The organism is Klebsiella sp. EMBS2024, assembly GCF_036233805.1.
In the GTDB taxonomy this organism is placed as follows: domain Bacteria; phylum Pseudomonadota; class Gammaproteobacteria; order Enterobacterales; family Enterobacteriaceae; genus Klebsiella; species Klebsiella pneumoniae.
In genome coordinates, this window is record NZ_JAZARW010000001.1 from 3,034,483 (window position 1) to 3,060,105 (window position 25,623).

At 60.7% G+C, this 25,623-nt stretch carries 28 protein-coding genes and 2 pseudogenes (1 of these 30 only partly in view); 5 read left to right on the top strand and 25 right to left on the bottom strand.

The features are described 5' to 3' along the window. Positions 1–2: 2 nt before the first annotated feature. Together VZP09_RS13990 and pdxK are read right to left on the bottom strand one after the other, a co-directional pair. Positions 3–239, bottom strand: a pseudogene (locus VZP09_RS13990) (hypothetical protein); the annotation flags it as partial. After that, the gene (pdxK, locus tag VZP09_RS13995; protein ID WP_004174917.1) at positions 236–1,102 is read right to left on the bottom strand and encodes a pyridoxine/pyridoxal/pyridoxamine kinase; all 867 of its coding nucleotides are present in this window, start codon (positions 1,100–1,102) and stop codon (positions 236–238) included. The pseudogene VZP09_RS13990 and the gene pdxK, both read right to left, overlap by 4 nt. 82 nt (positions 1,103–1,184) lie before the next feature. Here pdxK and ptsJ point away from each other — a divergent pair, with 82 nt between their 5' ends. Both ptsJ and VZP09_RS14005 read left to right on the top strand, forming a co-directional pair. Then, the gene (gene ptsJ / locus VZP09_RS14000; RefSeq protein WP_016947274.1) at positions 1,185–2,483 is read left to right on the top strand and encodes a MocR-like B6 salvage transcription factor PtsJ; all 1,299 of its coding nucleotides are present in this window, start codon (positions 1,185–1,187) and stop codon (positions 2,481–2,483) included. A gap of 140 nt (positions 2,484–2,623) precedes the next feature. Then, positions 2,624–3,019 (top strand): YybH family protein, encoded by a 396-nt coding sequence (locus tag VZP09_RS14005; RefSeq protein WP_004174913.1) that lies wholly within the window; start codon positions 2,624–2,626, stop codon positions 3,017–3,019. Here VZP09_RS14005 and cysM read toward each other — a convergent pair. The 5 genes from cysM to cysP all read right to left on the bottom strand — a co-directional run bounded on the left by cysM (position 3,016) and on the right by cysP (position 7,854). Further along, positions 3,016–3,927 (bottom strand): cysteine synthase CysM, encoded by a 912-nt coding sequence (gene cysM / locus VZP09_RS14010; protein WP_004145610.1) that lies wholly within the window; start codon positions 3,925–3,927, stop codon positions 3,016–3,018. The two genes, VZP09_RS14005 and cysM, sit on opposite strands and share 4 nt — an antisense overlap. 118 nt (positions 3,928–4,045) lie before the next feature. Beyond that, entirely contained in the window at positions 4,046–5,140 is a 1,095-nt protein-coding gene (gene cysA, locus VZP09_RS14015; RefSeq protein ID WP_002913623.1) for a sulfate/thiosulfate ABC transporter ATP-binding protein CysA, read from the bottom strand. Then, complete coding sequence (gene cysW / locus VZP09_RS14020) at positions 5,130–6,005, bottom strand: sulfate/thiosulfate ABC transporter permease CysW (RefSeq protein WP_002913625.1); 876 nt, start codon at positions 6,003–6,005, stop codon at positions 5,130–5,132. The genes cysA and cysW overlap by 11 nt, the downstream gene beginning before the upstream one ends. Then, positions 6,005–6,838 (bottom strand): sulfate/thiosulfate ABC transporter permease CysT, encoded by an 834-nt coding sequence (cysT, locus tag VZP09_RS14025; protein WP_002913626.1) that lies wholly within the window; start codon positions 6,836–6,838, stop codon positions 6,005–6,007. The genes cysW and cysT overlap by 1 nt, the downstream gene beginning before the upstream one ends. After that, positions 6,838–7,854, bottom strand: a complete 1,017-nt coding sequence (gene cysP / locus VZP09_RS14030; protein ID WP_002913628.1) for a thiosulfate/sulfate ABC transporter substrate-binding protein CysP — start codon at positions 7,852–7,854, stop codon at positions 6,838–6,840. The genes cysT and cysP overlap by 1 nt, the downstream gene beginning before the upstream one ends. Before the next feature lie 200 nt (positions 7,855–8,054). Here cysP and VZP09_RS14035 point away from each other — a divergent pair. Continuing rightward, positions 8,055–8,398 (top strand): annotated as a pseudogene (locus tag VZP09_RS14035) (endonuclease domain-containing protein). Positions 8,399–8,492: 94 nt separating this feature from the next. Here the strand turns inward: VZP09_RS14035 and VZP09_RS14040 are convergent. The 4 genes from VZP09_RS14040 to VZP09_RS14055 form a co-directional block, all read right to left on the bottom strand. After that, on the bottom strand, positions 8,493–9,392 hold the full coding sequence (locus tag VZP09_RS14040; RefSeq protein WP_004145614.1) for a Dyp-type peroxidase: 900 nt from the start codon (positions 9,390–9,392) through the stop codon (positions 8,493–8,495). A gap of 94 nt (positions 9,393–9,486) precedes the next feature. Next, entirely contained in the window at positions 9,487–10,062 is a 576-nt protein-coding gene (locus VZP09_RS14045) for an RpoE-regulated lipoprotein (protein ID WP_002913630.1), read from the bottom strand. 61 nt (positions 10,063–10,123) lie between these two features. Next, positions 10,124–10,573 carry a DUF2919 domain-containing protein gene (locus VZP09_RS14050; protein ID WP_328795223.1) on the bottom strand — a complete coding sequence of 150 codons (450 nt, stop codon included), beginning with the start codon at positions 10,571–10,573 and terminating at the stop codon, positions 10,124–10,126. Beyond that, positions 10,560–10,985 (bottom strand): GNAT family acetyltransferase, encoded by a 426-nt coding sequence (locus VZP09_RS14055; protein WP_002913637.1) that lies wholly within the window; start codon positions 10,983–10,985, stop codon positions 10,560–10,562. Before VZP09_RS14055 ends, VZP09_RS14050 begins: the two co-directional genes overlap by 14 nt. Before the next feature lie 211 nt (positions 10,986–11,196). On the opposite strand from VZP09_RS14055, the gene amiA reads away from it, so the two are divergent. After that, the gene (gene amiA, locus VZP09_RS14060; protein ID WP_002913639.1) at positions 11,197–12,069 is read left to right on the top strand and encodes an N-acetylmuramoyl-L-alanine amidase AmiA; all 873 of its coding nucleotides are present in this window, start codon (positions 11,197–11,199) and stop codon (positions 12,067–12,069) included. Then, positions 12,069–12,968, top strand: a complete 900-nt coding sequence (gene hemF / locus VZP09_RS14065) for an oxygen-dependent coproporphyrinogen oxidase (protein WP_002913641.1) — start codon at positions 12,069–12,071, stop codon at positions 12,966–12,968. The genes amiA and hemF overlap by 1 nt, the downstream gene beginning before the upstream one ends. A gap of 43 nt (positions 12,969–13,011) precedes the next feature. On the opposite strand, the gene eutR is transcribed toward hemF, so the two are convergent. The 14 genes from eutR to eutT form a co-directional block, all read right to left on the bottom strand. Beyond that, the gene (gene eutR / locus VZP09_RS14070) at positions 13,012–14,064 is read right to left on the bottom strand and encodes an HTH-type transcriptional regulator EutR (protein ID WP_002913642.1); all 1,053 of its coding nucleotides are present in this window, start codon (positions 14,062–14,064) and stop codon (positions 13,012–13,014) included. A 45-nt stretch (positions 14,065–14,109) separates the two neighbouring features. After that, on the bottom strand, positions 14,110–14,595 hold the full coding sequence (gene eutK / locus VZP09_RS14075; protein WP_004151997.1) for an ethanolamine utilization microcompartment protein EutK: 486 nt from the start codon (positions 14,593–14,595) through the stop codon (positions 14,110–14,112). A gap of 11 nt (positions 14,596–14,606) precedes the next feature. Further along, a complete protein-coding gene (gene eutL / locus VZP09_RS14080; RefSeq protein WP_004174905.1) occupies positions 14,607–15,266 on the bottom strand; it encodes an ethanolamine utilization microcompartment protein EutL in 660 nt (219 codons plus the stop codon). A 9-nt stretch (positions 15,267–15,275) separates the two neighbouring features. Continuing rightward, on the bottom strand, positions 15,276–16,175 hold the full coding sequence (eutC, locus tag VZP09_RS14085; protein WP_004213213.1) for an ethanolamine ammonia-lyase subunit EutC: 900 nt from the start codon (positions 16,173–16,175) through the stop codon (positions 15,276–15,278). Between the two features lie 20 nt (positions 16,176–16,195). Beyond that, positions 16,196–17,557, bottom strand: coding sequence for an ethanolamine ammonia-lyase subunit alpha (eutB, locus tag VZP09_RS14090; RefSeq protein ID WP_032438085.1), 1,362 nt, complete (start codon positions 17,555–17,557; stop codon positions 16,196–16,198). Between the two features lie 11 nt (positions 17,558–17,568). Continuing rightward, positions 17,569–18,972: an ethanolamine ammonia-lyase reactivating factor EutA gene (gene eutA / locus VZP09_RS14095; RefSeq protein WP_021312790.1), complete on the bottom strand. Its 1,404-nt coding sequence runs from the start codon at positions 18,970–18,972 to the stop codon at positions 17,569–17,571. Continuing rightward, positions 18,969–20,201, bottom strand: coding sequence for an ethanolamine utilization protein EutH (eutH, locus tag VZP09_RS14100; protein WP_004180838.1), 1,233 nt, complete (start codon positions 20,199–20,201; stop codon positions 18,969–18,971). The genes eutA and eutH overlap by 4 nt, the downstream gene beginning before the upstream one ends. Positions 20,202–20,400: 199 nt before the next feature. Next, complete coding sequence (gene eutG / locus VZP09_RS14105) at positions 20,401–21,588, bottom strand: ethanolamine utilization ethanol dehydrogenase EutG (protein WP_017879909.1); 1,188 nt, start codon at positions 21,586–21,588, stop codon at positions 20,401–20,403. Then, positions 21,578–22,417: an ethanolamine utilization protein EutJ gene (gene eutJ, locus VZP09_RS14110; protein ID WP_328795225.1), complete on the bottom strand. Its 840-nt coding sequence runs from the start codon at positions 22,415–22,417 to the stop codon at positions 21,578–21,580. The genes eutG and eutJ overlap by 11 nt, the downstream gene beginning before the upstream one ends. Before the next feature lie 9 nt (positions 22,418–22,426). Further along, positions 22,427–23,830: an aldehyde dehydrogenase family protein gene (locus VZP09_RS14115; protein ID WP_032415294.1), complete on the bottom strand. Its 1,404-nt coding sequence runs from the start codon at positions 23,828–23,830 to the stop codon at positions 22,427–22,429. A gap of 11 nt (positions 23,831–23,841) precedes the next feature. Next, positions 23,842–24,129 (bottom strand): ethanolamine utilization microcompartment protein EutN, encoded by a 288-nt coding sequence (gene eutN, locus VZP09_RS14120; protein ID WP_002913719.1) that lies wholly within the window; start codon positions 24,127–24,129, stop codon positions 23,842–23,844. Positions 24,130–24,257: 128 nt separating this feature from the next. After that, on the bottom strand, positions 24,258–24,548 hold the full coding sequence (gene eutM / locus VZP09_RS14125) for an ethanolamine utilization microcompartment protein EutM (protein ID WP_000387720.1): 291 nt from the start codon (positions 24,546–24,548) through the stop codon (positions 24,258–24,260). A 38-nt stretch (positions 24,549–24,586) separates the two neighbouring features. Next, positions 24,587–25,603 carry a phosphate acetyltransferase gene (pta, locus tag VZP09_RS14130; RefSeq protein WP_032415296.1) on the bottom strand — a complete coding sequence of 339 codons (1,017 nt, stop codon included), beginning with the start codon at positions 25,601–25,603 and terminating at the stop codon, positions 24,587–24,589. Continuing rightward, positions 25,593–25,623 carry the 3' portion of an ethanolamine utilization cob(I)yrinic acid a,c-diamide adenosyltransferase EutT gene (gene eutT / locus VZP09_RS14135; protein ID WP_328795226.1) on the bottom strand. The gene runs 779 nt beyond the window's last position, so the window shows 31 of its 810 coding nt (coding positions 780–810); the start codon falls outside the window, past its right edge — the gene reads right to left on this strand; it ends in the stop codon at positions 25,593–25,595. Before eutT ends, pta begins: the two co-directional genes overlap by 11 nt.

The window sequence follows — 25,623 nt, forward strand, 5'->3', positions numbered from 1 at the left end:
TATACCGCGCAGGTTACCGGACGATAGCACTTCTCGCGAGACAAGACGCGCAATCCCTCCGGGGTGCTCTCCAGAATTCGCCGCTCGCTGTCAGCGACCAGCAGTTCGCACTGATATCCACCGGCCAGGCCGAACAGCGACCGCGCCACGCAGGCATCCTCCAGCGCCGCCTCACCTGTCGTATCAAAATGACCAACAATGCGTCCCTGCTGGCGGATTACTAACCGATAGCTTTTCATCTGCTTTGCTCCAGCGGCGGTAGGATCAATTCGTCACAACCCTGGGCGGCAGTCCAGTTCATCACCTCCAGCACGCGCTGGGCAGCAGCCTGCGTCGCTGCCCCCAGCGCCAGGCCGGAAAGCAACCCGCTCACCAGCTCCGCGCAGAACAGATCGCCGGTTCCTTTTAAGTCTGTCTCCACCCGCGGGTGAACCACCACTTCCACTGCATCGGCCGTCACCACCAGCACATTGATCGTCGAATCGGCCTCTCCCGGCGCGCTGGTGATCACCACCCATTTGAGGGTGTCCGACAGCAGGCTTCGCGCCGCGGCGACCGCCTCCTGCCGATCGCGACAGCGCTGGCCGCTCAGCGTCTCCAGTTCGAACAGATTGGGGGTGATCCCTTGCGCCAGCGGCAGCAGGTGCTGACGATAGGCGTCCGGGATCTCAGCCTTGACATAGATGCCGCTGTCGACATCGCCGATGACCGGATCCACCAGAATGCACAACCCGGGATGGCGGGCCCGTACGCGCGTCAGCCACTGCGCCAGGCGTTCGATTTGCACTGCGCTGCCCATATAGCCGGTGGTGACCGCACGCAGTTCGCGCAGCGCGTCGCGCTCCTCCAGCGCCTGCAGATACCCGACAAACCACTCTTCCGGAATAATGCCGCCATAGAACGTCTCATAATGGGGCGTATTACTGAACAGCACCGTCGGCACCGCCAGCACGCGCAGACCATGCTGTTTAATCGCCGGAACCGCGATGCTGTTGCCGACGCTGCCATAGACTACCTGCGACTGCACGGCGACGATATCCACTTCCGACGCCCGGCTTTTGTCGTGAAAGAGCACTGATTGTATATCATCCTGCTGGCCCATCTTTTCTCCCCCCGCTGGACAGCGGGTCACGCACTGATTATGATTCGTCCTATGCTAAATTCCATTTTGTCATAGGTCAATAATGTTAGCCGGAAAAACCGCCAGCGAAATCTTCGATAACATCCGCCATCTGGTGCAGAGCGGCGGGTTGCAGCCCGGAGAGGTTCTGCCGCCGGTACGTGAACTCGCCAGCCAGCTTGCAGTGAATCGCAACACTGTCGCCGCCGCCTATAAACGGCTGGTGACCTCCGGGCTGGCCGTCAGTCAGGGACGCAACGGTACAGCCATTAAAGCGCGGGACACACTGCCGGCGCTGGAGGGAGGTGACCCAACGACCCCGCTGAACGATATCTCCAGCGGCAATCCGGATCCGGCCAGACTGCCTGATTTACCCCGCTATCTGGGCCAGATTGCCCGCACGCCCCGCCTGTATGGCGATGCGCCCATCGAGCCGCGGCTTGGCCAATGGGCCGAGGCGTGGTTTGCCAGAGAGATAGCCGTTCCCTTTGCGGTGAATCTCGCCAGCGGGGCGATAGACGCCCTGGAGCGCCTGCTGTGCGCTCTGCTGCTCCCCGGCGACGGCGTTGTGGTGGAAGATCCCTGTTTTCTCAGCAGCATCAATATGGTGCGTTACGCCGGTTTTACCCCCTGCCCGGTGGCGGTGGATGCCGAAGGGATGGATCCTGACGGCCTGGAGGAGGCGTTACGCAACGGAGCACGGGCGGTGATCTTAACCCCGCGCGCGCATAATCCTACCGGCTGTAGCCTGACGGAAACCCGGGCGCATGCTCTGCGGGAGGTGCTAGCCCGCTATCCGCAGGTACTGGCGATTGTTGATGACCATTTTGCCCTGCTGTCGGCCACGCCATGGCACTCCCCTCTTCCTGCAAGCACCCAACGCTGGGCGCTGGTGCGCTCGATGTCAAAAACCCTCGGACCAGACCTACGGCTGGCCTTTATCGCCAGCGATGCCGCTACTTCAGCGGCGCTGCGCCTGCGGCTTAACGCCGGCAGCCAGTGGGTCAGCCATCTGCTGCAGGACCTGACGCTGGCCTGCCTGACCGACGAGGCGTTTATCGCCTCGATGACGGAGACCCGTCGTCACTATCGCCAGCAGAATGAGAAACTGGCGGCGGCGCTGGCCCGGCACGGCTTCAGCCATGCTACGCCAGGGGATGGCCTCAATTTCTGGCTGCCGCTGACAGCGGCGAGCCAGCCCTACGCCTTACGCCTGGCCCGCGCCGGCTGGCTGGTCCGGGAGGGAGAGGTGTTTGGCATCCGGACGCCCTCCCACGGGCTACGCCTGTCGCTGGGCCGTCTGAGTGACGCTGAGATTTCCCGCCTGGCGGCCGATATTGCGCAGGCCTTAGACGCCCCCTGACGCAGGCAGTCCACCGAACGTATCGGGGAGTGATGGCAGCTGCCGACAAATTAATGAAAAATAAACGACAGCAGGCTAGTCTTACCTGCATGCCCTGATCGCCGAGGCGGACAAATCGCTCACAACAAGGAGCACCAGAGATGCATCACGCTGACCCGGCACTGAAAGCGGTCATTGAAGCCTGCGATCGCGCTATCTCGCAGGAAGATTACGATACCCTGATGAGTTATTACGCAGAAGACGCCGCGCTGGTCGTCAAACCGGGCATGGTGGTCAGAGGGAAAGAGAATATCCGCAAAGCCTTTATCGCCATTGCCGACTATTTCCAGCACCGACTGGTGGTGACTCAGGGGAAAATGGAGGTTATTGAAGGCGGCGGCAATGCGCTGGTGATTATGGAGACCCGGCTGGATATCCCGACGGCGGACGGGATATCCCAGGTTACGCGACGCGCCACCTATGTCTTTCAGAAGCAGGGCGAACGCTGGCTGTGCACCGTCGATAACTCCTACGGCACCGACCTGCTTGATGATTAAATGCCCGCCCCCTGGCTAAAGTGTTCTTCGCCGAAGACGCCGGTGGAAAGGTAACGATCGCCGCGATCGCAGACAATCGCCACCACCACCGCGCCAGGATTTTCGCGGGCTATGCGTAACGCGCCCGCTACCGCGCCGCCCGAACTGACGCCGCAGAAAATGCCTTCCCGCACCGCCAGCTGACGCATGGTGTTCTCGGCATCCTGCTGATGAATATCCAGCACCGTATCCACCAGCGAAGCGTTAAAGATCCCCGGCATATACTCTGCCGGCCAGCGGCGGATCCCGGGAATACTGCTCCCCTCCTCCGGCTGCAGGCCAACAATGGTCACCGGTTTACTCTGTTCACGCAGAAAACGTGACACGCCGGTAATGGTGCCGGTGGTCCCCATACTGGAGACAAAGTGGGTGATACGCCCCGCGGTCTGCTGCCAGATTTCCGGCCCGGTGGTGGTGTAGTGGGCGTAGGGGTTATCCGGGTTGTTAAACTGATCGAGCAGTTTGCCTTCTCCGCGCTGGGCCATCTCCAGAGCCAGGTCGCGGGCACCCTCCATCCCTTGCTCTTTGCTGACCAGGATAAGCTCGGCGCCGTAAGCGCGCATCGCGGCCCGACGCTCCTGGCTCATGTTGTCGGGCATCAGCAGCTTCATCCGGTAGCCTTTCAGCGCGGCGATCATCGCCAGCGCAATACCGGTGTTGCCGCTGGTCGCTTCGATCAGCACGTCGCCGGGCTGAATTTCGCCGCGCTTTTCCGCTTCGACGATCATCGACAGCGCGGCGCGATCTTTCACCGAGCCGGCCGGATTATTGCCTTCGAGTTTGACCCACACTTCGCTGCCGTTGTCCGGTCCCAGACGCTGAAGTTTGACCAGTGGGGTATTGCCGATGGTTTGTTCGAGTGTATTCACGATTTTTACTCAATAAAAAAGCCGGGCGGCGCTTCGCTTACCCGGCCTGGCAGACGCGTGATAATTCCAGACCGGGTAAGCAGAGCCTCACCCGGCAAAAGCACATTGATTTAAGCTATCAGGCCGACTCCGCCAGAGCAAGCTCGCCGCGCGGCTCGATACGCTCGGTACCGTTGTACAACCGCGCGTTTTGCAGCCCGACGAACAGCCGTTCGCCGCGGGACGGCGCCTCATCGCCCGTTAACACCACGCTCAGCGGTTCGTCATACCACCCCAGAGGCTGAACGACTAATTGGGTGTAGTGCCCTTTCGGACTGGCCTCCAGGACCTGCACCGGCAGCGGCGAATCCAGGCTGGTCCGCCGGCTGATGTCCACTTCCCATGGGCGCAGGAACAGGTCCACTGGCCCCTGGTATGCCGGGGTATAGCCTAACGGCCAGCGGTGGGCGCCGACGTGGAACTGTCCACCGCGGATGACCCCCTGCAGGCGGTTCACTTCCCCCATAAACTCCAGCACGAAACGGGTAGACGGCTCACGCCATACGCGCTCCGGGGCATCGGCCTGTTCGATGTTGCCCTGGCTCATGACCACCACCCGGTCGGCAACTTCCATCGCCTCTTCCTGATCGTGGGTGACGAACACGCTGGTGAATTTCAGCTCTTCATGCAGCTGACGCAGCCAGCGGCGCAGCTCTTTACGCACCTGCGCATCCAGCGCACCGAAAGGTTCATCCAGCAGCAAAATTTGCGGCTCCACCGCCAGGGCGCGCGCCAGCGCCACGCGCTGCTTCTGGCCTCCGGACAGCTGCGCCGGATAGCGATCCGCCAGATGGGCCAGCTGCACCATCTCCAGCAGTTTGGTCACCTTGGCTTTAATCGCCGCCGCATTGGGGCGTTCGCGGCGCGGCAGCACGGTCAGGCCAAAGGCGATGTTATCGAACACCGTCATATGGCGGAACAGCGCATAGTGCTGGAAAACGAAGCCCACTTTACGGTCGCGAGCGTGCATCCGACTGACGTCGGTACCGTGGAAGCGGATATGACCGCTGGTCTGATGCTCCAGACCGGCGATAATTCGCAGCAGGGTGGTTTTTCCGGAGCCCGAGGGCCCCAGCAGCGCAACCATTTGTCCGGAAGGGATATCCAACGAGATATCATTCAGCACCTGGGTGCGACCAAACGATTTCTTAATATTGGCAATCTCAATGCTCATGATTTCCCTCCTGTTGCGCGCGTTCTTTCTGATTGGCCAGACGCCATTGCAACATACTCTTTAAAAACAGGGTCAGAATAGCCATTAACGTCAGCAGGGCGGCGGCGGTAAACGAGCCGACGGTGTTGTAATCCTGCTCCAGTAGTTCAATTTGCAGCGGCAGCGACAGCGTTTCGCCGCGGATCGAGCCGGAAACCACCGACACCGCGCCAAACTCTCCGATGGCGCGGGCGTTGGTCAGCACCACGCCGTAGAGCAGCGCCCAGCGAATATTGGGCAACGTCACCCGGCGGAACATCTGCCAGCCGGACGCGCCCAGCAGCACCGCGGCCTCATCTTCATGACTGCCCTGACTCATCATCACCGGCACCAGCTCACGCACCACAAACGGACAGGTAACAAAGATGGTCGCCAGCACCATGCCCGGCCAGGCGAACATGATTTGCAGATTATGCGCGTCAAGCCAGCCGCCCAGCGGACCGTTAGAGCCGTAAAACAGCAGATACACCAGACCGGCCACCACCGGCGAGACGGCGAACGGGATATCCAGCAACGTCAGCAGCAGCTGGCGCCCCGGAAAGGTAAAACGTGTCACCAGCCAGGCCAGCAAGGTACCGAACACCAGGTTCACCGGTACGGTAATCAACGCAATCATCACCGTCAGCCAGATGGCATGCAGCATGTCCGGGTTCGCCAGGTTTTCCAGCACCGGCATCAATCCTTTGCTGAAGGCCTGGATAAAGATGTAGAGCATCGGCACCACAAGGATGAAGGCGGAGACCAGCATCCCGACGCCAATCAGAAACCATTTTCCCCAGTTGATACGGGGCGCGTCGTAGCGTTTCAATTGAGTAACTTCCGCCATTAGTGACCTACCACGCGTCGACCAAAGCGACTCTGCAGGGTATTGATGGAAAACAGCAGCAGCAGTGAGGCGGCCAGGATCACCGAGGCGATGGCGCTCGCCGCCGGATAGTCAAACTCCTGCAGACGAATAAAGATCATCAGCGACGTCACTTCCGTCTTCCACGCGATGTTGCCGGCGATAAAAATCACCGCGCCGAATTCGCCGAGGCTGCGGGTAAACGACAGAGCAATGCCCGCCAGCAGCGCCGGCGACAGCTCCGGCAGCACCACCTTGCGGAAACTCTGCCAGCGCGTGGCGCCCAGCGTTTCCGCCGCTTCCTCATACTCGGGCCCCAACTCTTCCAGCACCGGCTGCACGGTGCGTACCACAAACGGGATGCTGGTGAAGGCCATCGCCACGGCGATGCCGAGCCAGGTATAGGTGACTTTAATATCGAACTTCGCCAGCCATTCCCCGTAAATACCGTTCACCGAAAACAGCGAGGCCAGGGTCAGACCAGCTACCGCCGTCGGCAGCGCAAACGGCAGGTCCATTAAGGCATCCAGCAGCGTGCGGCCCGGAAAACGATAGCGGGTCAGGATCCAGGCCATCAGCAGACCAAAGACGCCGTTAAAAATCGAGGCCACAAACGCCGACAGCAGCGTCACCTTATAGGCAGCCACCACCTGCGGGTTGGTGATCACATCCCAGTACTGCGCCCAACTCATCTGCGCCAGCTGCATCACCAGCGCGCTGAGCGGTAATAACAAAATCAGACAGACAAACAGCAGGCTGGTGCCAAGGCTCAGGGTAAAACCCGGCAGCACGCGCTTGGACGACACAGCAAACATTACTTACGCCCCGCCGCCAGCAGTTTGTCCAGTTCGCCGCCGCTGGCGAAGTGGGTTTTCATCACCTCAGGCCAGGAGCCAAACTTATCTTCCACGCGGAACAGCTCGGTCTGCGGGAATTTATCCTTCAGAGCATCCATCACTTTCGGGTTGTTTACCCGATAGTAGTAGTCGGTAATGATAGTTTGCGCCTGTGGCGTATAGAGCCAGTTCAGGTAGGCTTTCGCCGCCTTTTCCGTGCCATTGGCTTTGACGTTTTTATCGACCCAGGCTACCGGGAACTCCGCCAGAATGTTGGTTTTCGGGATAACCACTTCAAATCCCTGCGCCTCATACTGCTTGCGAATATTATTCACTTCCGATTCGAAGCTAATCAGCACATCGCCGAGGCCGCGCTCGGCGAAGGTGGTGGTCGCTCCGCGCCCGCCGGTGTCAAAGACTTCGACGTTCTTGAGAAACTGAGTCATAAACTGTTCGGTTTTAGCTTTATCGCCGCCATCAGCTTTATCCGCCGCGCCCCATGCCGCCAGGTAGGTGTATCGGGCGTTACCCGAGGTTTTCGGATTCGGGAAGATCAGCTTAACGTCAGAGCGAACCAGGTCGTTCCAGTCATGAATGTTTTTCGGATTGCCTTTACGCACCAGGAAACCCATCGTCGAATAGAACGGTGAGCTGTTGTTCGGCAGACGGCTTTGCCAGTCGGCCGGGATCAGGTTGCCTTTGTCATGCAGGATCTGCACGTCCGTCACCTGGTTGTAGGTGACCACGTCCGCCTTCAGGCCCTGCAAAATAGCCAGCGCCTGCTTGGATGAACCGGCATGCGACTGCTTGATGGTCAGCTTGTCCCCGCCATTGTCTTTCGCCCACTGCTGCTCAAAAGGCGGGTTAAGGGCGGCAAACAGCTCGCGGGAGACATCATAGGAGCTGTTCAGCAGCTCCGTCGCCTGCGCCTGCGCCACCAGCAGCATGGAAGCCGCCAGCGCCAGATATCCTTTTTTCAGTGATTTAACGGCCATTGCGCACCCTTATCAACGTTGAACATTTTCTGATGATCATCATATTTATAACGGGTACGAAAGGAGTAACGGTTTTATATACCGTTTGGCGATTTGGAAGTCGAAAAGAGAATAAGCAACTGGCAAAGCATAGCTGAAAGCGGCTCGCAGATTAGACGGGTCATTGTGACAAACGGCAGCCAGGCGTGCACTGTGTTTATATGAAAAACACACAGATATTTGCTCGTCAGCTCAGACGTAGCTTAACGCCCGCAGAACGTCGACCAGGGTACTGACTGGGCAACCGCCGTTTTGCTAGCGACACGTTTCGCCGTCAGCACCCCGTTGGCCCCTATATTCTCGATTTTGCCTGCTGCGCAATACGGCTGGCGATTGAACTGGACGGCGGCCAACACGATGACGCCGCACCCGCTGGCAACAGAGCGAGGGATGGCGTGTTTTACGCTTCTGGAATAATGAGTTTGAAGAGCATGAAGATGCGGTGATGGAGGCGATACTTGAAGCACCTGAGCCGCCAATGCCCTCACCCCTCCCCTCTGACTGAGGGAGAGGGAGTAAAAGAATCCGCACGCAGATCCCATAGCCGCACCTTACCGTCCCCTCTCCCCTTTGGGGAGAGGGNANGGTGAGGGGAAAAATTACAGCGCCTGGATACGCTCCAGCGACGGCGCGAAGTAATATCCGCCGGTCACCGGTTTGGTGAAGCGCAGCATCGCGTCGCGTTTACCGTCGGTATCGCCAAACATGCTCAGCAGCTGCTGCTCGATGTTATACAGGCGCGCGCAGTAGGCGCAGAAATAGAGGCCATGGGTGCCGCTGGCGGTGCCGTACGGCAGGCTCTGACGGACGATTTTCAGCCCTTTGCCATCTTCTTTTAAGTCCACGCGGCTCAGGTGCGACGTGACCGGACGTTCATCGCCATCGATCTCTTCGTTAGCGTCTTTAGTACGGCCGATCATCATCTCCTGATCCGGCACGCTCATGCGGTTCAGCTGTTTGAGATTATGCTCCCAGCGCTGGACGAACACGTAGCTGCCGCCCGCATCCACGCCGTCTTTAATGACCGCCACTTCGCGGCGGGTTTCTTCCCCCGCCGGGTTTTCGGTGCCATCGACGAAGCCGCTGAGGTCACGCTCTTCCACCCAGCGGAAGCCGTGGATCTCTTCTTTCACGTCGATAGCGTCGCCAAAGGCGGCCAGCGCGGCCTGCGCCACCGAGAAGTTAACTTCATGACGGGCGGATAAAATATGAATCAGCAGGTCATACTGGGTGGACGGCGCCAGCCCTTTGCCATAGACCGGGAAATCTTTTAACTCATCCGCCCCTTCGCCGCCGCTCAGCTGACGCCAGACGTTATTGCCGAACGCCACCACCGCACCGAGTTTGGCGTCGGGGAATTTAGCCTGGAAGGTGGCCACGTTATCGACAAAAATTTTGCTCGCTTCGCGCAGGGCGTTAACGTCCCCTTTGAGATTGGCTTCAATCCAAATCGCCGCGCGGCAATGTTCCGGCAAAATGCCGCTCTGAACCTGAGACATCGCTCCTCCTGAAATGATGCAACCACAACGCTGTCGCGTTGCTAACGCGCCATTGTAACCGTTTTTCAGAGCTGTCGTGTCTCTTCAGATCAATTTAGCGACGCCAGATAATCTTGCTGACCTTCCAGTTTTTCAGCGTATCGTCGGAGGGCATCAGCTCGTCCGGACCGCTCCAGTGGCCAGTGAAGGCATAGCTGATATGCTGGCTCCCCTCGGCCTGACACTCGACGACCGCCCCGTTGTCATGGCTGCCTTTCTGGCAGTTGCCGAAGGCTTTGCTGTACAGGTCGCTAAACGGTGTGCCGATTTTCACGCCGCTGGCGGTTTTGATATCCGCATCACGCACGTCAATCCGGCTGATAGCACCGTTGTCGCCATTGATGGTCAGCGCCACGCTGTTGTTTTTCAGCGCTTCAAAGTAGTGGACGATATTGCCCTTATCGGTCTTCATTCCGCTGCGTAAACGGTAGTCGCTGCCCAGCGCATCGCTAATCGCCTGTTCATTGAGCGGCGTGGAAGCCGTCAGTTTACCCACTCCCTGCTCGGTCACCTCGGTGGAAGCGCCAAACCAGTTCCACGGATAGGCCGCCGACCAGTTGACTGCGCTCATCGTGGAGCAGCCGGTCAGCGCCAGCGGAAGCGCACAGAGCATTACACGTAGCGATTTCATATCTCAATCCTTTCTGAGTCATTCAACGCATGTTGGAGTTCACGATCGGCAAAAAGTGCCATTAAAAGGTGGTCTGGTGAAAACAGGCGCCCAGGCGACGGCTGGTTAACAGCCACCACAGGGCATAGCCATCCGCGACCAGCAGCGCAATGGTCAACNAGGAGGGAGATTCGCCGCTCAGCCATAGCATCGGCTGCCACAGCAACAGCAGCACTTGCGATAGCACCAGCAGCCAGCGCATCGCCCGCCACAGGCGCGGCAGGCGCTGACGATAGCCGCTAAGCAGAAAGGCCAGCACCGCCGGCACGCCTGGCAGTAAACCAAGCCAGAAGCGCTCGTGATCGGGATAGAACAGATTAAGAATCGCGTCGCCCTGCTGGCGCGATGCGCCGGCCATCAAAAACAGCACCCACGTGCGGGCCTGCAACAACAGCACGCACCAGAAAAGCAAAGGCAGGCGCAGACGGCCATGGGCATCAAAATCGGCGGGGATAAACTCAGTATTCTTCATCTTCGATCAGGCGCTTGCCCAGGGTCAGGACATCGGCGTACTCATAGCCCAACCGCTCGTACATTCCCTGCACCACGTCATTGTCTTCACGGACCATAATGTTGATTTTCGGGCAGCCGCGGGCAATCAGCTTTTTCTCCAGACGGTTGAGCAGCGCGTTCGCGATACCCCGGCCGCGATATTCCGGATGGACGCCGAGATAATAGGCCGATCCGCGATGACCGTCATATCCGCCCATCACCGTGCCGACCACTTCGCCATTCACTTCCGCCACCAGAAACAGGCTGACGTCGTGATTCAGCTTGCGCTCAATATCCATCTCCGGATCGTTCCACGGGCGCAGCAGATCGCAGCGCTCCCACAGCGTCACAACCTCTTCGAAATCCTGCTGGCGAAAAACGCGAATCTCCATGGTATTCCCCACCATTGACGGTTAAAAACAGTGATTATGGCGCGAATATAACTGATAGCCAATATCAGGCGAAATCAGCGACAAAAAATGGCATAATATGACTTTGTCATGTATTGAAATGAAAAGTAAAACAATTCTTATTTTGAATGGTCGTAACGGCAAACGCGATACGATATAACATTGGACATCACTTGTTTACAATTCAGGCCGAATGAGCACTTTTAAACCCTTAAAAATACTTGCTTCGCGCCGTCAGGTGCTGAAAGCCGGGCTGGCTGCGATGACGCTGAGCGGCGTCGCCTCACAGGTCAGCGCAAAAGAACAGCCACTGAAAACGTCAAATGGACATAGCAAACCCGCCGCCAAAAAGGCCGGGGGTCGCCGGATTGTAATGTTAGATCCGGGCCACGGCGGCATCGATACCGGCGCTATCGGCCATAACGGCTCGAAAGAGAAGCATGTGGTGTTGGCGATCGCTAAGAACGTGCGCAGCATTTTGCGCAGCAACGGCATCGACGCCCGCCTGACCCGCACCGGGGATACCTTTATCCCGCTGTACGACCGCGTGGAGATCGCCCATCAGCACGGCGCCGATCTGTTTATGTCAATCCACGCCGATGGTTTTACCAACCCGAGCGCCGCCGGCGCCTCGGTGTTCGCCCTGTCAAACCGCGGCGCCAGTAGCGCCATGGCGAAATACCTCTCCGATCGCGAAAACCGCGCCGATGAGGTCGCCGGTAAGAAAGCGACGGATAAAGACCATCTGCTGCAGCAGGTACTGTTCGATCTGGTGCAGACCGACACCATCAAAAACAGCCTGACGCTGGGCTCGCATATCCTGAAAAAGATCAAGCCGGTACATAAGCTACACAGCCGCAATACCGAGCAGGCGGCGTTCGTGGTGCTGAAGTCACCATCCATACCGTCTGTGCTGGTGGAAACCTCGTTTATCACCAACCCGAACGAAGAGAAACTGCTCGGCACCACCGCCTTCCGGCAGAAAATCGCCACCGCGATTGCCAACGGCATTATCAGCTATTTCCACTGGTTCGATAACCAGAAAGCCCATTCGAAGAGACGTTAATGAAACCCGATGCCGCGCAGGTAAAAACTTTTCTGCTCCAGCTCCAGGACAACCTCTGTCAGCAGCTGAGCGCCGTGGATGGCGCGCCGTTTATTGAAGATGCCTGGCAGCGGGAAGGCGGTGGCGGCGGACGCAGCCGGGTGCTGCGCGAAGGCCGGGTGTTCGAGCAGGCGGGGGTCAACTTTTCCCACGTCCATGGCGACGCCATGCCTGCCTCCGCCACCGCGCACCGCCCGGAGCTGGCCGGACGCAGTTTTGAAGCCATGGGCGTCTCGCTGGTGGTTCATCCGCTGAACCCCTACGTGCCCACCAGCCATGCCAACGTGCGGTTCTTTATTGCCGAAAAGCCTGGCGCCGACCCGGTGTGGTGGTTCGGCGGCGGCTTTGATTTAACCCCTTACTACGGCTTTGAAGAGGATGCCGTCCACTGGCATCGTACCGCCCGCGATCTGTGTCTGCCGTTCGGCGAGGAAGTCTATCCGCGCTATAAAAAATGGTGCGATGATTACTTCTATCTCAAGCACCGCCAGGAGCAGCGCGGCATCGGCGGTCTGTTCTTTGACGACCTGAACACCCCGGATTTTGACCACTGCTTCGCCTTTATGCAGGCGGTCGGGAACGGCTATGCTGACGCCTATTTACCTATCGTCGAACGCCGGAAAGCCACGCCGTACGGCGAACGCGAGCGCCACTTTCAACTCTACCGTCGCGGCCGCTATGTCGAGTTCAATCTGGTCTGGGACCGCGGCACCCTGTTCGGTCTGCAGACCGGCGGGCGTACGGAGTCGATTCTGATGTCGATGCCGCCGCTGGTGCGCTGGGAATATGATTATCAGCCCGAGCCCGGCAGCCCCGAGGCGGCGCTGAGCGAGTTTATTCAGGTGCGCGACTGGCTGTAACGGCCGGATGGCGGCTGGCCACCCGGTAGCGGAGTCTCTTCCCTCACACCCACTGGCGCAGGCGATGGTGCAGCGTCATCGACGGTTTCTCAGCAAACAGCTGCTGATAGTCGGTGGCGAACTGCCCCAAATGCCAGAATCCCCACTGCATGGCCGCCTCCTTGACCGTCTCGCGCTCTGACCAGGGGCTTATCAGCTCCCGACGCACGGCGTTCAGGCGGATCCGTTTGAGCCAGGCGTTAGGACCAATCCCCAGTATCGCATGGAAGGCGTTTTGCAAGGTGCGACGGCTGACGTACAGCTGCTGGCACAGATCGAGAACGGTTAACGGCTCCGCGCTGTTTTCCAGCACATATTCGCGCGCCTGCGCCAGCAGGCGGCGGTAGCTCTGGTGGCTGACGCTCTCTGCACTTACCATCGGCTGCGCTTCTTCCAGCATCGTGCCCATCGCCAGCAACAGATTATCCCGCAGGACTTTACGCACGGCCGGCTGATGAAGGGTATCCGGATGCTCGCTAAAGGTGGCCAGCGCCTGCTGGACAAACCCCCACAGCGCGGCCTTATGCGGCTCGCGGACCGCCAGCGCTGACTGGTTGCGTAGCATATGTAGCACCCGTTCCGGGTGGTGCAGGAAACTGGCGTGACGCGCAATCACCTCCTGCGAAATCACTACTCCGAGAATGGTGTAATCATCCGGCGTGCTGAGCTCGAACTCCGTACCGCCGGGACGGGTGGCGATTTCTGCCCGGCCCAGACACTGCGAGCCGATAAAACCTTGTTCACCCCGGGTCGCCGGAATGCCAAACCAGAAGGAGTTCGGCCAGACCAGGCAGGACTGGCGCAGCGCCAGCCCGGTATATTCGCGGAAGACCTGGATCTCATCGAGCAGGATTTCGGTAAACTCGCCGCGAAACTGCCCCGGATGCAGCTGATCGTAGATCTGTTGCCAGGCGGTAATGGTCAGGGCGTGCTCATACACATCGGTTGTGTGTCGTTGATGAATATTGTCAATTTCAACCTGAGGCGTCAGCCTGGTGTCTTCCGGCAACGCCTCGCAACAGAGATGGTGCAAATTTGCAGAACGACGCTTTTTCATAATCGTTAAAGCCGGGGGCAAGCCGCTCCCGGCACCTCCGACAGGTTATGGATTTTTGAGACGATAGCGGCTACTGCGTTTTCGTAGCGTCCCTGCGGAAAAGAGCTGCTCCAGCGCCTGGCGGGCCTTATCCAGCGGCCAGGCAAAATGCGCGGCGACCTCGCCGGCCGTCATGCCCTGACGAACTGAAGCCAGCAGCGTCAGTAAGGCTTCCGATGAAGCCGGGTCAGCAGGCGGCATGGGCGCTGGCGGCGGTGGCTGAAAACCGCCGATCAGCCGCTGGGTATCCTCTTCCGGGCGGCCAATTTCCCGACGGCTGATCACGCAGCCGGTCCGCCGGGCAGCGGCGGCCCCGGCATCCAGCGCGGCGCGGCAGGCCGCCAGGTCGCCCTCCACCACCAGCGTTAACCTGCCCGGGTCGAGCACTTCATGACTGAGCAGGCGCACATTGGCCGCCTTAAGCATGGCATCCGCAGCGTCTACAGCCGCGACCATGCCCTCCACTTCGAGCAATCCCAGCGCATTGATCATCGCTCCCTCCATTACGCACGCTGTACAGGATGACGGGCAATATCGAGAACGGCATCGGTAAAGGCATTGCAGGCGGCTTTACAGGCGGCCTGGCTTCCCGTCAAAAAGGCGGCCGAATAGTTGGTTTCCGATGGCGGCGGGACGTAGGTCACCAGCTGAACGTCGGCCGACTTCATCGCCGCATCGATACCAAACGTCGCCTCCAGCGGCGGCGCCACCAGATAAGCGATCGGATCGCCCAACGCGATGCCAGCGGCCGATGAAAGATAAGAGCCGGTACGCGACACCACGTGCGCCAGAAACGCGGTATCTTGCGCGTCGTTAGCCCACTGGAATGCCGCCCCACCTTCAATATGCGCCATCATGGCATCCAGCCCGGCGCGAACTTCCGCCGGATTCGGGCCGCCAAGCATGATTAGTACTTCGCCGGCGGTAGGCGACGGACCATGGGCCGCGCCGGCGTAGAGGGAGCGGCCATAGACCACCTCCACCATCGCCTGCTTTGTCGCTTCGTCGGCGGCAATATACGTCACATCGTCAGAATCTGCCGTGATGAGTCCGAGGCTACGTATATGCGACGGTAATTTAAGCTCGCGCGCGAAACCGTCATTCACCGAGGCAATCACGCGCATCGCGGTGACCGAGGGTCGAATCAAATCTAATGCTGGCATGATGCCTCCTTAACGGCTCATGTTGATGCCGGAGGCTTTCTGCTCCAGCATGCGTTTGGCTAAATCCACGATCACCGCGGCGGCTTCTACCGGCGGGGTGCCGCCCTGGTGGATATTGGAGATACAGGTCCGGTCGGCCTCGACGGTGGTCGCCACCCGCGGGGAGTACACCGCGTAGCAGGAGAGGCTCTCCGACTGGCCGAGCCCCGGGCGCTCGCCAACCAGCAGGATCACCACCTTCGCGCCGAGGATCTCGCCGATCTGATCTTCAATCTTGACGCGGCCATAGCGCACGAAGAACGGCGTCCCGACCTTCAGACCCGCCTGTTTCAGGCCCGCAAGCAGCGGCGGCAGGATCTCTTCGTAGTTGGCGGTGATGGCATCCGTCGACAGACCATCGGAGACCACCACCTGCACATCCGGATCCATCACGCACTGCGCCTTCAGCGCATCAATCGCTTCCGGACTGAGGCGACGGCCCATATCCGGACGCGTCAGGTAGAGGTTCTTATCGCTAATCTCGGAACGCACTTCCAGCAGCCCCTGCGCTTTCACCCACGCTTCCGGCACCTCTTTGAGCACCGTGTCTTTCGAGCGCGAGTGATCGGCCAGGAAGCGCAGCAGCGCCTGAGTGCGCGGACGCGGGCCGGCGCGGCCGGTGCAAACGCGCGCCGCGGTACTGCGTTTCAGTTCAGTCAGTACTTCGGCGCGGTGCGGATGTTGTACCCCAATCCAGGCTTTCGCTTCCGCTGAGCCCAGGTCCAGCGTGCAGCTTTCCACTACCGCTTCGCTGGCGCAGGCGGCATGGCAGGCCGGCGTCGACGCTGCGGGGGCCTGCGGCTGCGACTGTGGTTGTCCCATCGACGCCATTACGCTGCGTACAATGTCTTCAATCTGTTTTTGATCCATGATGTGTCATCCCCGCGTCATCAGAAGAACAGTGACGGATCGCCCGCCCGTTTGGTCAGGCGACCATTTGCCATAATGCCCATCGTTTCCAGCCAGCGTTCAAACTCCGGCGACGGCCGCAGGCCCAGCAGTTGGCGCACGGTCGCGGTATCGTGGAAGGCGGTGGTCTGGTAGTTGAGCATGATGTCGTCGCCGAGCGGCATGCCCATGATGTAGTTGCAGCCTGCGGTCGCCAGCAGGATCATCAGGTTTTCGTTGAGGTTCTGGTCGGCATCGGCATGGTTGGTATAGCAGCAGTCGCAGCCCATTGAGATGCCGCTCAGCTTGCCCATAAAGTGGTCTTCCAGTCCGGCGCGAATGATTTGCCGGTCGTTATAGAGATACTCCGGCCCGATAAAGCCCACCACGGTGTTGACGAGGAACGGATCGTAGTGCCGCGCCAGGCCATAGTTACGCGCTTCCATGGTCACCTGGTCGGCGCCGAAGTTAGCGCCAGCGGAAAGCGCCGAGCCCTGCCCGGTTTCAAAGTAAAGACAGTTCTCCCCGGCGATGCGGTTAAACTCCGCCCCCACCGCCCGCGCTTCATCGAGCATCGCCAGCTCGACGCCGAACTCTTTAAGCCCTTTTTCACTGCCGCAGATGCTCTGGAAGATAAGCCCCCCCGGCGCGCCGCGGCGGATGGCTTCAATCTGGGTGGTGACGTGCGCCAGCACGCAGCCCTGGGTCGGGATGTTAAACTTGTCGATCACCCCGTACACCGTATCCAGCACCCGGCTCAGGTTCTCCACGTCGTCAGTGACCGGGTTGACGCCAATCACCGCGTCGCCCGCGCCGAAGGAGAGCCCTTCATAGATTTGCGCGGCAATACTCTGCACGTCGTCGCGGGTATCGTTCGGCTGCAGGCGGCAGCTAAAGGTCCCCGGCAGACCGATGGTGGTATTGGCTTTTTTGATCACCGGCATTTTTTTACCGCCGTAGATCAGATCGGCGTTGGAGCAGATCTTGGCCACCGCAGCCACCACCTCGGAGGTCAGCCCTTTGCGGACAAAGGCGATATCGTCGCTGGTGACCTCGTCGTTGAGCACGTATTCCCGCAGGTCGCTGATGGTCCAGTGTTTAATCCGCTGATAGGCGGTTTCGTTCACGTCATCCTGGATCAGGCGCGTAACGCAGTCCTCCTCATACGGGATCACTGGGTTATTACGGATATCGGCCACCGTCATATCGGAGAGCACCTGCTTGGCGGCCACGCGCTGCTGCGAACTCTCCGCCGCTACCCCCACCAGCACATCCCCCGAACGCAGTTCGTTGGCTTTCGCCAGCACCTCTTTTACATCCTTAAACTGATAAACATTGCCGAACAATGTGGTCTTTAGTTTCATAAGTCGTTCCCTCAGGAAGGAAATGCGAGTGATTTCACCGTCACCGGCACAACCGATCCGCCAAAAAGAGGCGTACCAATGTCGATATAGTCTCCCGCCCGGATGCTCACCTCATCGATGACCGCCAGCGGAAGGTGTGGAAGCTGTGGCCGCAGCAGCATGCCCAGCGCTTTGCCAAAATCCTGCTCGGCCACCAGCAGCAGCGGACGGGGATTGGGAAAGCGGGCGACAAACGCCAGCAGGGCGTCAATTACGGTCAGTAAGGTGGCGTAGCGCACCGGAAGTGAAGCGGGAAGCGCCAGCACGTAAGCGTCCGCCTCGGGGGCCAGATCGAGCTGCGTCAGCGCCTGGAGCCAGGCGTTCGGCAGATCGGCGGCATCCTGCGGGATAGCCACCGGCAGATTGCGCAGCGGCAATGGAACCCCCTCCAGCCAGATGGTGCTCCCGGACAGGGACAGCGTATGCGCCCCGGCGCCAATCACCGTGGCGCGCACGGTTTGCGCCGGGAACTGCACGTTCATCTCACGCAGGCGCGGATGCTCATGCAGGGCCGTGGCCAGCAGCGGCCCGATATCGGAAAAACAGAAAGGATCGGCGGGCTGATGGCGGTAGCACTCCCCCACTCCGCCGGAAAGGGTAATCACCTCCGGCTGAACACCCGCAGGCAGTACTTCGGTTTGCATCAGCCCCTGCGCCAGCGGTGAGAGGGTGCCGTCGATCACCTCGACGATCAGCGCCGCCATCCGGCTCGCCACCTGCGCCAGCTGCCCGGCGGTCAGCGCCAGGGCGTTAGTGCCGGCGCCAAACAGCGCATCGACAATCCGCTGCCCCGGCGGGTGCGCGTGGACCACGCGCCCCTGAGCGTCGGTTTCCAGCAGGCGGCCGCCGACGTTGAGGCAGGCGGTGGCGCTGACGTTTCCGGCGTCAAACAGGGCATAGTTCGAGGTACCGCCGCCAATATCGATATTAAGCACCCGGCACATCCGCTGCCGGGACAGGGTCTGCGCCCCGGCGCCGTGTCCGGCAATGACCGACTCCAGGTGCGGCCCGGCGCTGGCGACGACAAAATCGCCCAGCGACTGCGAGAGCGCCATCACCGCCGGGCGGGCATTGCGGGTTTTCGCGCTTTCGCCGGTGATGATGATCGCCCCGGAATCCACCGCTTGTGGAGCGATCCCTGCGGCCCGGTACTGAGCCAGAATCAGCGCCTCAAGCTCGGCCTCTTTCAGTTCTCCCTGCTTATCAACCGGCGTAAAGAAGACCGGGCTTTGCCAGCTAATGTCGCGTTTGATGAATTCATAACGCGGCACCTGGGAAACCGCCGCGCGGTTCACCAGCTCGAGGCGCGAGAAGATCACCTGCGTGGTGGTGGTGCCGATATCAATACCGACGCTCAACAGCTGGCGCGTGTTCACGAGTGCGCCTCCGCTTCGTTGTTGGCAGGCGCCGGTACGTTTTCATCTTTTGGCACCAGCAGCATTGCCACGCCAATCGCGGTAACGCCGCCGACCAGTTTGCCGACAATCATCGGAAAGATCATGGCGTTCATGTTGGCCGCCGCAAAACCGAGATGGTCGCCGAGGGCGAACGCCGCTGACACCGAGAAGGCGCAGTTGATCACTTTTCCGCGGGTATCCATCTGCTTCATCATGCCGAACATCGGGATATTGTTCGCCAGGGTAGCGACCATGCCGCCGGCAGCCATATTGTTGATTTTTAGCAGATTACCAACGCGCATCAGCGGCTTTTCAAACCAGCGGGTCAGCAGGAGCACCATCGGATAAGCGCCGAGCAGCACGCAGGAGATAGAGCCAATGACTTCGATGGCGCGCATCACCTCGCCGGGCTGGTCGCCAGGCGCCATAAAGATCGGATCGAGCCCCGGGATCAGCTCCCAGCCGAGCAGGAACTTGATCACCGCCGCCGCCAGGCCGATGGTGATCAGCGCCACGAGGAATTTGGCGAAGATCTGGAAGCCGTTGATCATTTTTTCCGGAATAAACTTCAGCCCCAGCGCCACCAGCACGGCGACGATGATCACCGGGATCATATTCATCAGGATCAGCGCGAAGGTAAACGCTACCGGCTGGCCGTTGATCTCCACCCCGGAATACATCGCCACCAGACCGCCGGCGATACAGCCGATGGGAATGGTGACAATGCCCGCCAGCACGCCGAGCGCCAGCCAGCGGCGATCGGTTGGTTCGATAATGCCGAGCGCCACCGGAATGGAGAACACAATGGTCGGACCCATCATAGAGCCGAGGATCAGGCCTGAGTACATCCAGGCCGCCACGTCGCCGCCCGCGAGTTCTTTAGCGAGGAAGAAACCGCCCATGTCGCACGCCAGCAGCGTGCCGGCGAACATCGACGGGTTGGCGCCGAGCATCTCATACAGCGGAATAATCACCGGACCAAGCAGATGAGCCAGCACTGGCGCCAGGGCGGTCATCCCGACCATCGCCAGGCCCAGCGCGCCCATCGCCATAAACCCTTCTTCAAACTGACCGCCGGATCCCTCAATGCTTTTCCCCAGTTTGCCGAGAAAGCGCGCCGAGCCGCCGAACTGCGACAGGATCCTGTCCACGGCGGCAATCAGCATAAAGAACATCATGATGTACATGATGATTTCGTTAATTCCCATAGCCCTTACTCCCTGTCATTTATGATTTGTAGATACTGTGAATACCGGGACATTAGCCGCACTCAGGCGACTTTCCCGGGCCGCGGCGTGAACGCCTTACCCGGGCTACGGCATAGCAGACGGCTGTGATCCTGTAGCCCGGCTAAGCGCAGCGCGAGCCGGGAAAGCCACAGCCACACGCCTCCGGGAAAATCGGCATTTATTGCGCCGCCGCGTACAGCTCGATAATCTGCACCCGGCTGGCGGTGCGTGGATTGGTGCGCAAACAGATGTCCTCCTGCGCCGCTTGCGCCCAGGCGTCGTAGTGCGCGGACGTCGCGCCAGCCTCCGTCAGCCGCATCGTCAGACCGACCTCGGCGATCAGCTCGCGCACGGCGGCGATAGCCTCGCGGTCATCGGTTTTCTTGCCGGTTAACGCCCGGCCGATCTGGCTGAAGCGCGCCCGGCGCACCATGCGGTTAAACTCCATCACCGTTGGCAGCAGCATGGCGTTGGCCAGACCGTGCGGAATATGCAGCGCCGCCCCCGGCTGATGCGCCATGGCATGGCATAGCCCCAGCCCGGCGCTGGAAAACGCCATCCCCGCCATGCAGGAAGCCAGCAGCATGTTCTCCCGCGCCGCCAGATCCTGACCGCAGCCCACCGCTTTCGGCAGCGCCTCGCCGATCATGGCTATCGCCCCCATCGCCAGACTGTCGGTAAACGGCGTGGCGTGGCGGGCGCTGTAGGCCTCGACGGCGTGGGTCAGCGCATCAATCCCGGTCATTGCCGTGATATGCGGCGGGACGCCCTCGGTCAGCGCGGCGTCGAGGATCGCCACATCAGGCATCAGCGAGGCATGCGCCAGCACCTGTTTGCGTCCACTCACCGCATCGATAATCACCGTCACATTGGTGGTTTCAGACCCGGTGCCAGCGGTGGTCGGCACCGCGATTAGCGGCAGACGTGGACGCAACTCGCTGTGCTCCGTCATCTCCCCCAGCGTCTGCTCAGGATTGGCGACCAGCAGCGCCACCGCCTTCGCCGCATCCAGTACCGATCCACCACCAAATGCCACCACGCCGTCGCAGCGCGCGTCCCGCAGCTGGGCGACGGCGGCGCAGACATCGGTGACGCAGGGTTCGCCGGCGGGACAGGGCCAGAGAGTCATAGCAATCCCTTTCATCGCCAGGCTACGCTCCAGCCCGGCGGTCATTCCCGCCTGATGGAGAAAACTGTCAACCATGACAAACAGATGCCTAAGGCCCCGGGACTGCGCTTGCGGACCGCAGGCCGCCAGCGCGCCGACGCCGTGCAGCGTCACCGGCGGAACGTTGAAGCTTTTCATTTGCTGAAGATTCAACGTATCAAAGGCATGGAACAGCGCCGTCTGCAGTTCAGCTTGCATACATCCCCTCCGCTTTTTCCCTCCCGCTGTTGGCGATTGCCAGCGGGGTCATAAACAGGCTGTGCTGCGGCAAATGCACCGGTAATGCCGGGAAGCGCTGACGAAACAGCTCATGCACGCCCGGCTGCATACAGGCGCCGCCTGCCAGCCACAAATCGACAATCCCTTGTCCGGCAATATGTCGGGCGACAATTTCGGCCATCTTCTCGTACACCGGCTTAACCACCGGCCAGATCTCCCCGGCGTGGCTGCGCTTGTACTGCTCCGCCTCCTCAAGCCCGATGCCGCGATTCCCGGCCAGAGTCAGGGAGATATGGTGGCCGCCGGTGGCTTCATCCGCCGAATATGTCACCCTGCCCTGTTTAACGATGGCGATCCCGGTGGTGCCGCCGCCGATATCCACCACCCCGGCGTTATCGAGCTGCAGCAGATCCGCCACCGCGGTAGGCTCATCCAGCACATGACTGATCTCCAGCCCGGCGGACTCCAGGACATTGATCGAAATGCGCGGATCGGTGCCGGGCGGAAACGAGGTCGCCGCATGGGTGAAGCGGCAGCCCAGCTGCTGCTCGAGAGTCGCAAGATGTCGGCGCACGAGGGTGACGGCGCCGAAGAAGTCCCAGACGATGCCGTCGNGCACCACATCGGCCCAGTCAAGACATACCGCAACCGGCTGGCCATCGCGGTCGACCACCATCGACACCACGTCGCAGGTGCCCAAATCGATGCCCACCCACAGCGGCGACTCGCTGGCGGCGGGCGCCTGGTTACACAGGGCAGCGGCTTTTTGCAGTCTCGGCGAAAGCCAGCGTTGTTCGTCGTGCGCCATGTTCATCCCTTATACGATTCGAAACGCATCCACCAGTACGCAGCGACGCAGACGAACGAAGGTCCGCGCGCTGGTTACCCCTTCCCCGGTTGGGGTGGTGATGGTCATGGTGGTCCAGCCCTCACCGCCCAGCCCAAGCCCGGCGATGCACGGCCCGTTTTTGACGAAGATGCTGGTGTCGATGGCATTCGCCATCTGGTTCATGTTGTCGATATTGCGCGAGTGCATCGCCGCCGTATGGTGGCAGCCACCTTCCAGTTGCACCGCCAGGGCGATGGCCTCCTCGACGTTCGCCACCCGCACCACCGGCAGCACCGGCATCATCAGTTCAGTCACCGCAAACGGATGGCTGGCGGGGGTTTCCACGAACAGCAGACGGGTTTGCGCCGGCACCTGCAGGCCAATCGCCGCGGCGATTTTGCCCGCGTCGCGACCGACCCAGTCGCGGCTGACCGTGCCTTTGCCGCGCTCGTCAATATTTTTCAGCAGCAGCGGCTGGAGCTGTTCGGCCTGCGCCGCCGTGAGTTTCACCGCCTGCTGGCCTTCCATCAGGCGCATCAGTTCGTCGGCCACGCTATCGACCACGATCAGCACCTTCTCGTCAGCGCAGATAATGTTGTTATCAAAAGAGGCGCCTTTGACGATCGCCTGCGCGGCGCGCGGTAGATCGGCAGTCTCATCCACCACCACCGGCGGGTTGCCAGCCCCGGCGGCGATCAGGCGTTTGTTGGTATGTTTGCGCGCCGCCTCGACCACCGCTTCGCCGCCGGTAACCACCAGCAGGCCGATGCCAGGGTACTTAAACAGCCGCTGGGCGGTGTCGATATCCGGGTTCGCCACGGTCACCAGCAGGTTGGCCGGGCCGCCGGCGGCCACTACCGCCTGGTTAAGCAGGGTAATTGCCCTTTGCGAGACCTTTTTCGCCGCCGGATGGGGGGCGAAGACCACGCTGTTGCCGGCGGCAATCAGGCTAATGGCGTTGTTGATCACCGTCGCCGCCGGATTGGTGGACGGCGTCACCGAGGCCACCACGCCCCAGGGCGCATTTTCAATCAGCGTCAGGCCATTATCGCCGGTGAGCACCTGCGGAGTCAGACACTCCACGCCCGGCGTGCCGCGCGCCTGCGCCACGTTTTTGGCAAACTTATCTTCAACGCGTCCCATGCCGGTCTCCGTCACCGCAAGCTCCGCCAGTTCATGGGCATACTTTTCACCCGCCTCACGAATGGCCTGAATCACCTGCTGACGCATCGCCACCCGCTTTAATCCCTGCTGGGCCACCGTTGCCGCCGCGACAGCGTCATCCAGTGAGGCAAAAACGCCCATATCATGAACGGTGCCGGCAGGCTGGCTGCTGTCTTTCATTTTCAGCAGTACCGCTTTCACTACCTGTTCAATGTCCTGTTGATTCATGATTTTTCACCCTACTTATGGAAGAGCACCTGACCATCGGCCGCAGCCTCATCCACGATACCAATCACGCACAGATCGACCGGAGAGGCGCCGTGTGCGTGCGCCTGTCGCGCCGAGCTGCCGCTGACCAGCAGTACCCACTCGCCGCATCCCGCGCCGATGCTGTCGATGGCGACCGCACATTGCCCGTCGGGCTCGCCGCGGGCATTGAGCATCTCCACCATCAGCAGTTTGTCGTGGGCCAGACCTTCATGGCGTACGGTGCAGACCACATATCCGGTTACCACAGCCAGCTTCATGTCCGTCTCCGCGTGTGATGTGCAGGCCGGAAAAGCGCAACGCCATCCGGCATTCATGCCTTTTCATGGCCGGATAGCGACGCGCTGGCGTCTTATCCGGCCAGAATTTTCCGGCACCCCCTCCCCCGTTAGATGTTGCTGTCGCCCTTGAAGCTAATCGGGAAGACCTCTTCCAGATCGCCATGCGGGCGCGGGATGACATGTACAGAGACCAGCTCACCGATACGCTGAGCCGCCGCCGCCCCGGCATCCGTCGCGGCTTTGCACGCCGCGACATCGCCGCGCACCATGGCGGTCACCAGGCCCCCGCCGATCTGTTTCACTCCCACCAGCTTGACGCGGGCCGCTTTGACCATGGCGTCGGAGGCCTCAATCAGTGCAACCAGGCCCCGGGTTTCAATCATTCCTAATGCTTCCATTGTGTTTTCCTCTCATAAGGGGTCCTGAAGGGGACCATTCATTCAACCAGCGTGGACGAGTCGGGGATCCGGCTTGCGTCCGTCTGGCGCGGTACCGACGCCACCAGCGCCAGTTCGATAATTTCCTCTACGCTACAGCCTCGCGAGAGGTCGTGAAGCGGGGCGGCCAGGCCCTGGATCAGCGGCCCGATGGCGCGATATCCGCCCAGCCGCTGGGCGATTTTGTAGCCGATGTTGCCCGCCTCCAGCGACGGGAAGACCAGCACATTGGCCCGGCCCTGCAGCGGGCTGCCGGGCGCTTTGTGCGCAGCGACGTCCGGTACAAAGGCGGCGTCAAACTGCAGCTCGCCATCGACCATCAGCTGCGGCGCCCGCTGACGCACGATCTCCGTGGCCTGCTGGACGTTAGCCACACAGTGATGCCGGGCGCTGCCGTGTGTCGAGAAGGACAGCATTGCCACCCGCGGCGCTTCGCCAGCGATCGCTTGCCAGGTCTCGGCGCTGGCAATCGCGATATCCGCCAGCTGCGCCGCGGTCGGCTGCGGCACCACGCTGCAGTCGGCAAACCCCAGCGGCTGTCCGGTATACTGCGGCAGCATCAGAAACAGCGAAGAGAGCGTTTTACACCCCGGCTGCAGGCCGATAAGGCGCAGACCAGCGCGCAGCACGCTGGCGGTTGACGAGAGATTTCCGGCGATACACACCTCGGCCTGCCCGGCGCTGACCATCGCCGCGGCGAACATCAGCGGGTCGGCCAGCTTGTCGACCGCGTCAGCGGGCGCTTTATCGCCGGCGCGCGCCTGCCAGGCGGCGGCAAACGCCTCGCGCATCGCCAGGTTGCTGTGCGGATCGATGACCTGCACCCCGGTCAGCGGCAGACGTTCGCCAAGGGCGAACTGCCGCAGCGCGAAGGGGCTGGCGACGAGGATCGGATGCGCCAGGCCCTGCTGCTGCAGATAATGCGCCGCCTTCAACACGCGGACGTCCAGCGCATCCGGGAACACCACCCTGGCGGGGGCGCGCAGCGCCAGTTTGCGACACTGGTCAATGATCATCTTCACCTCCCAGCTGCTGC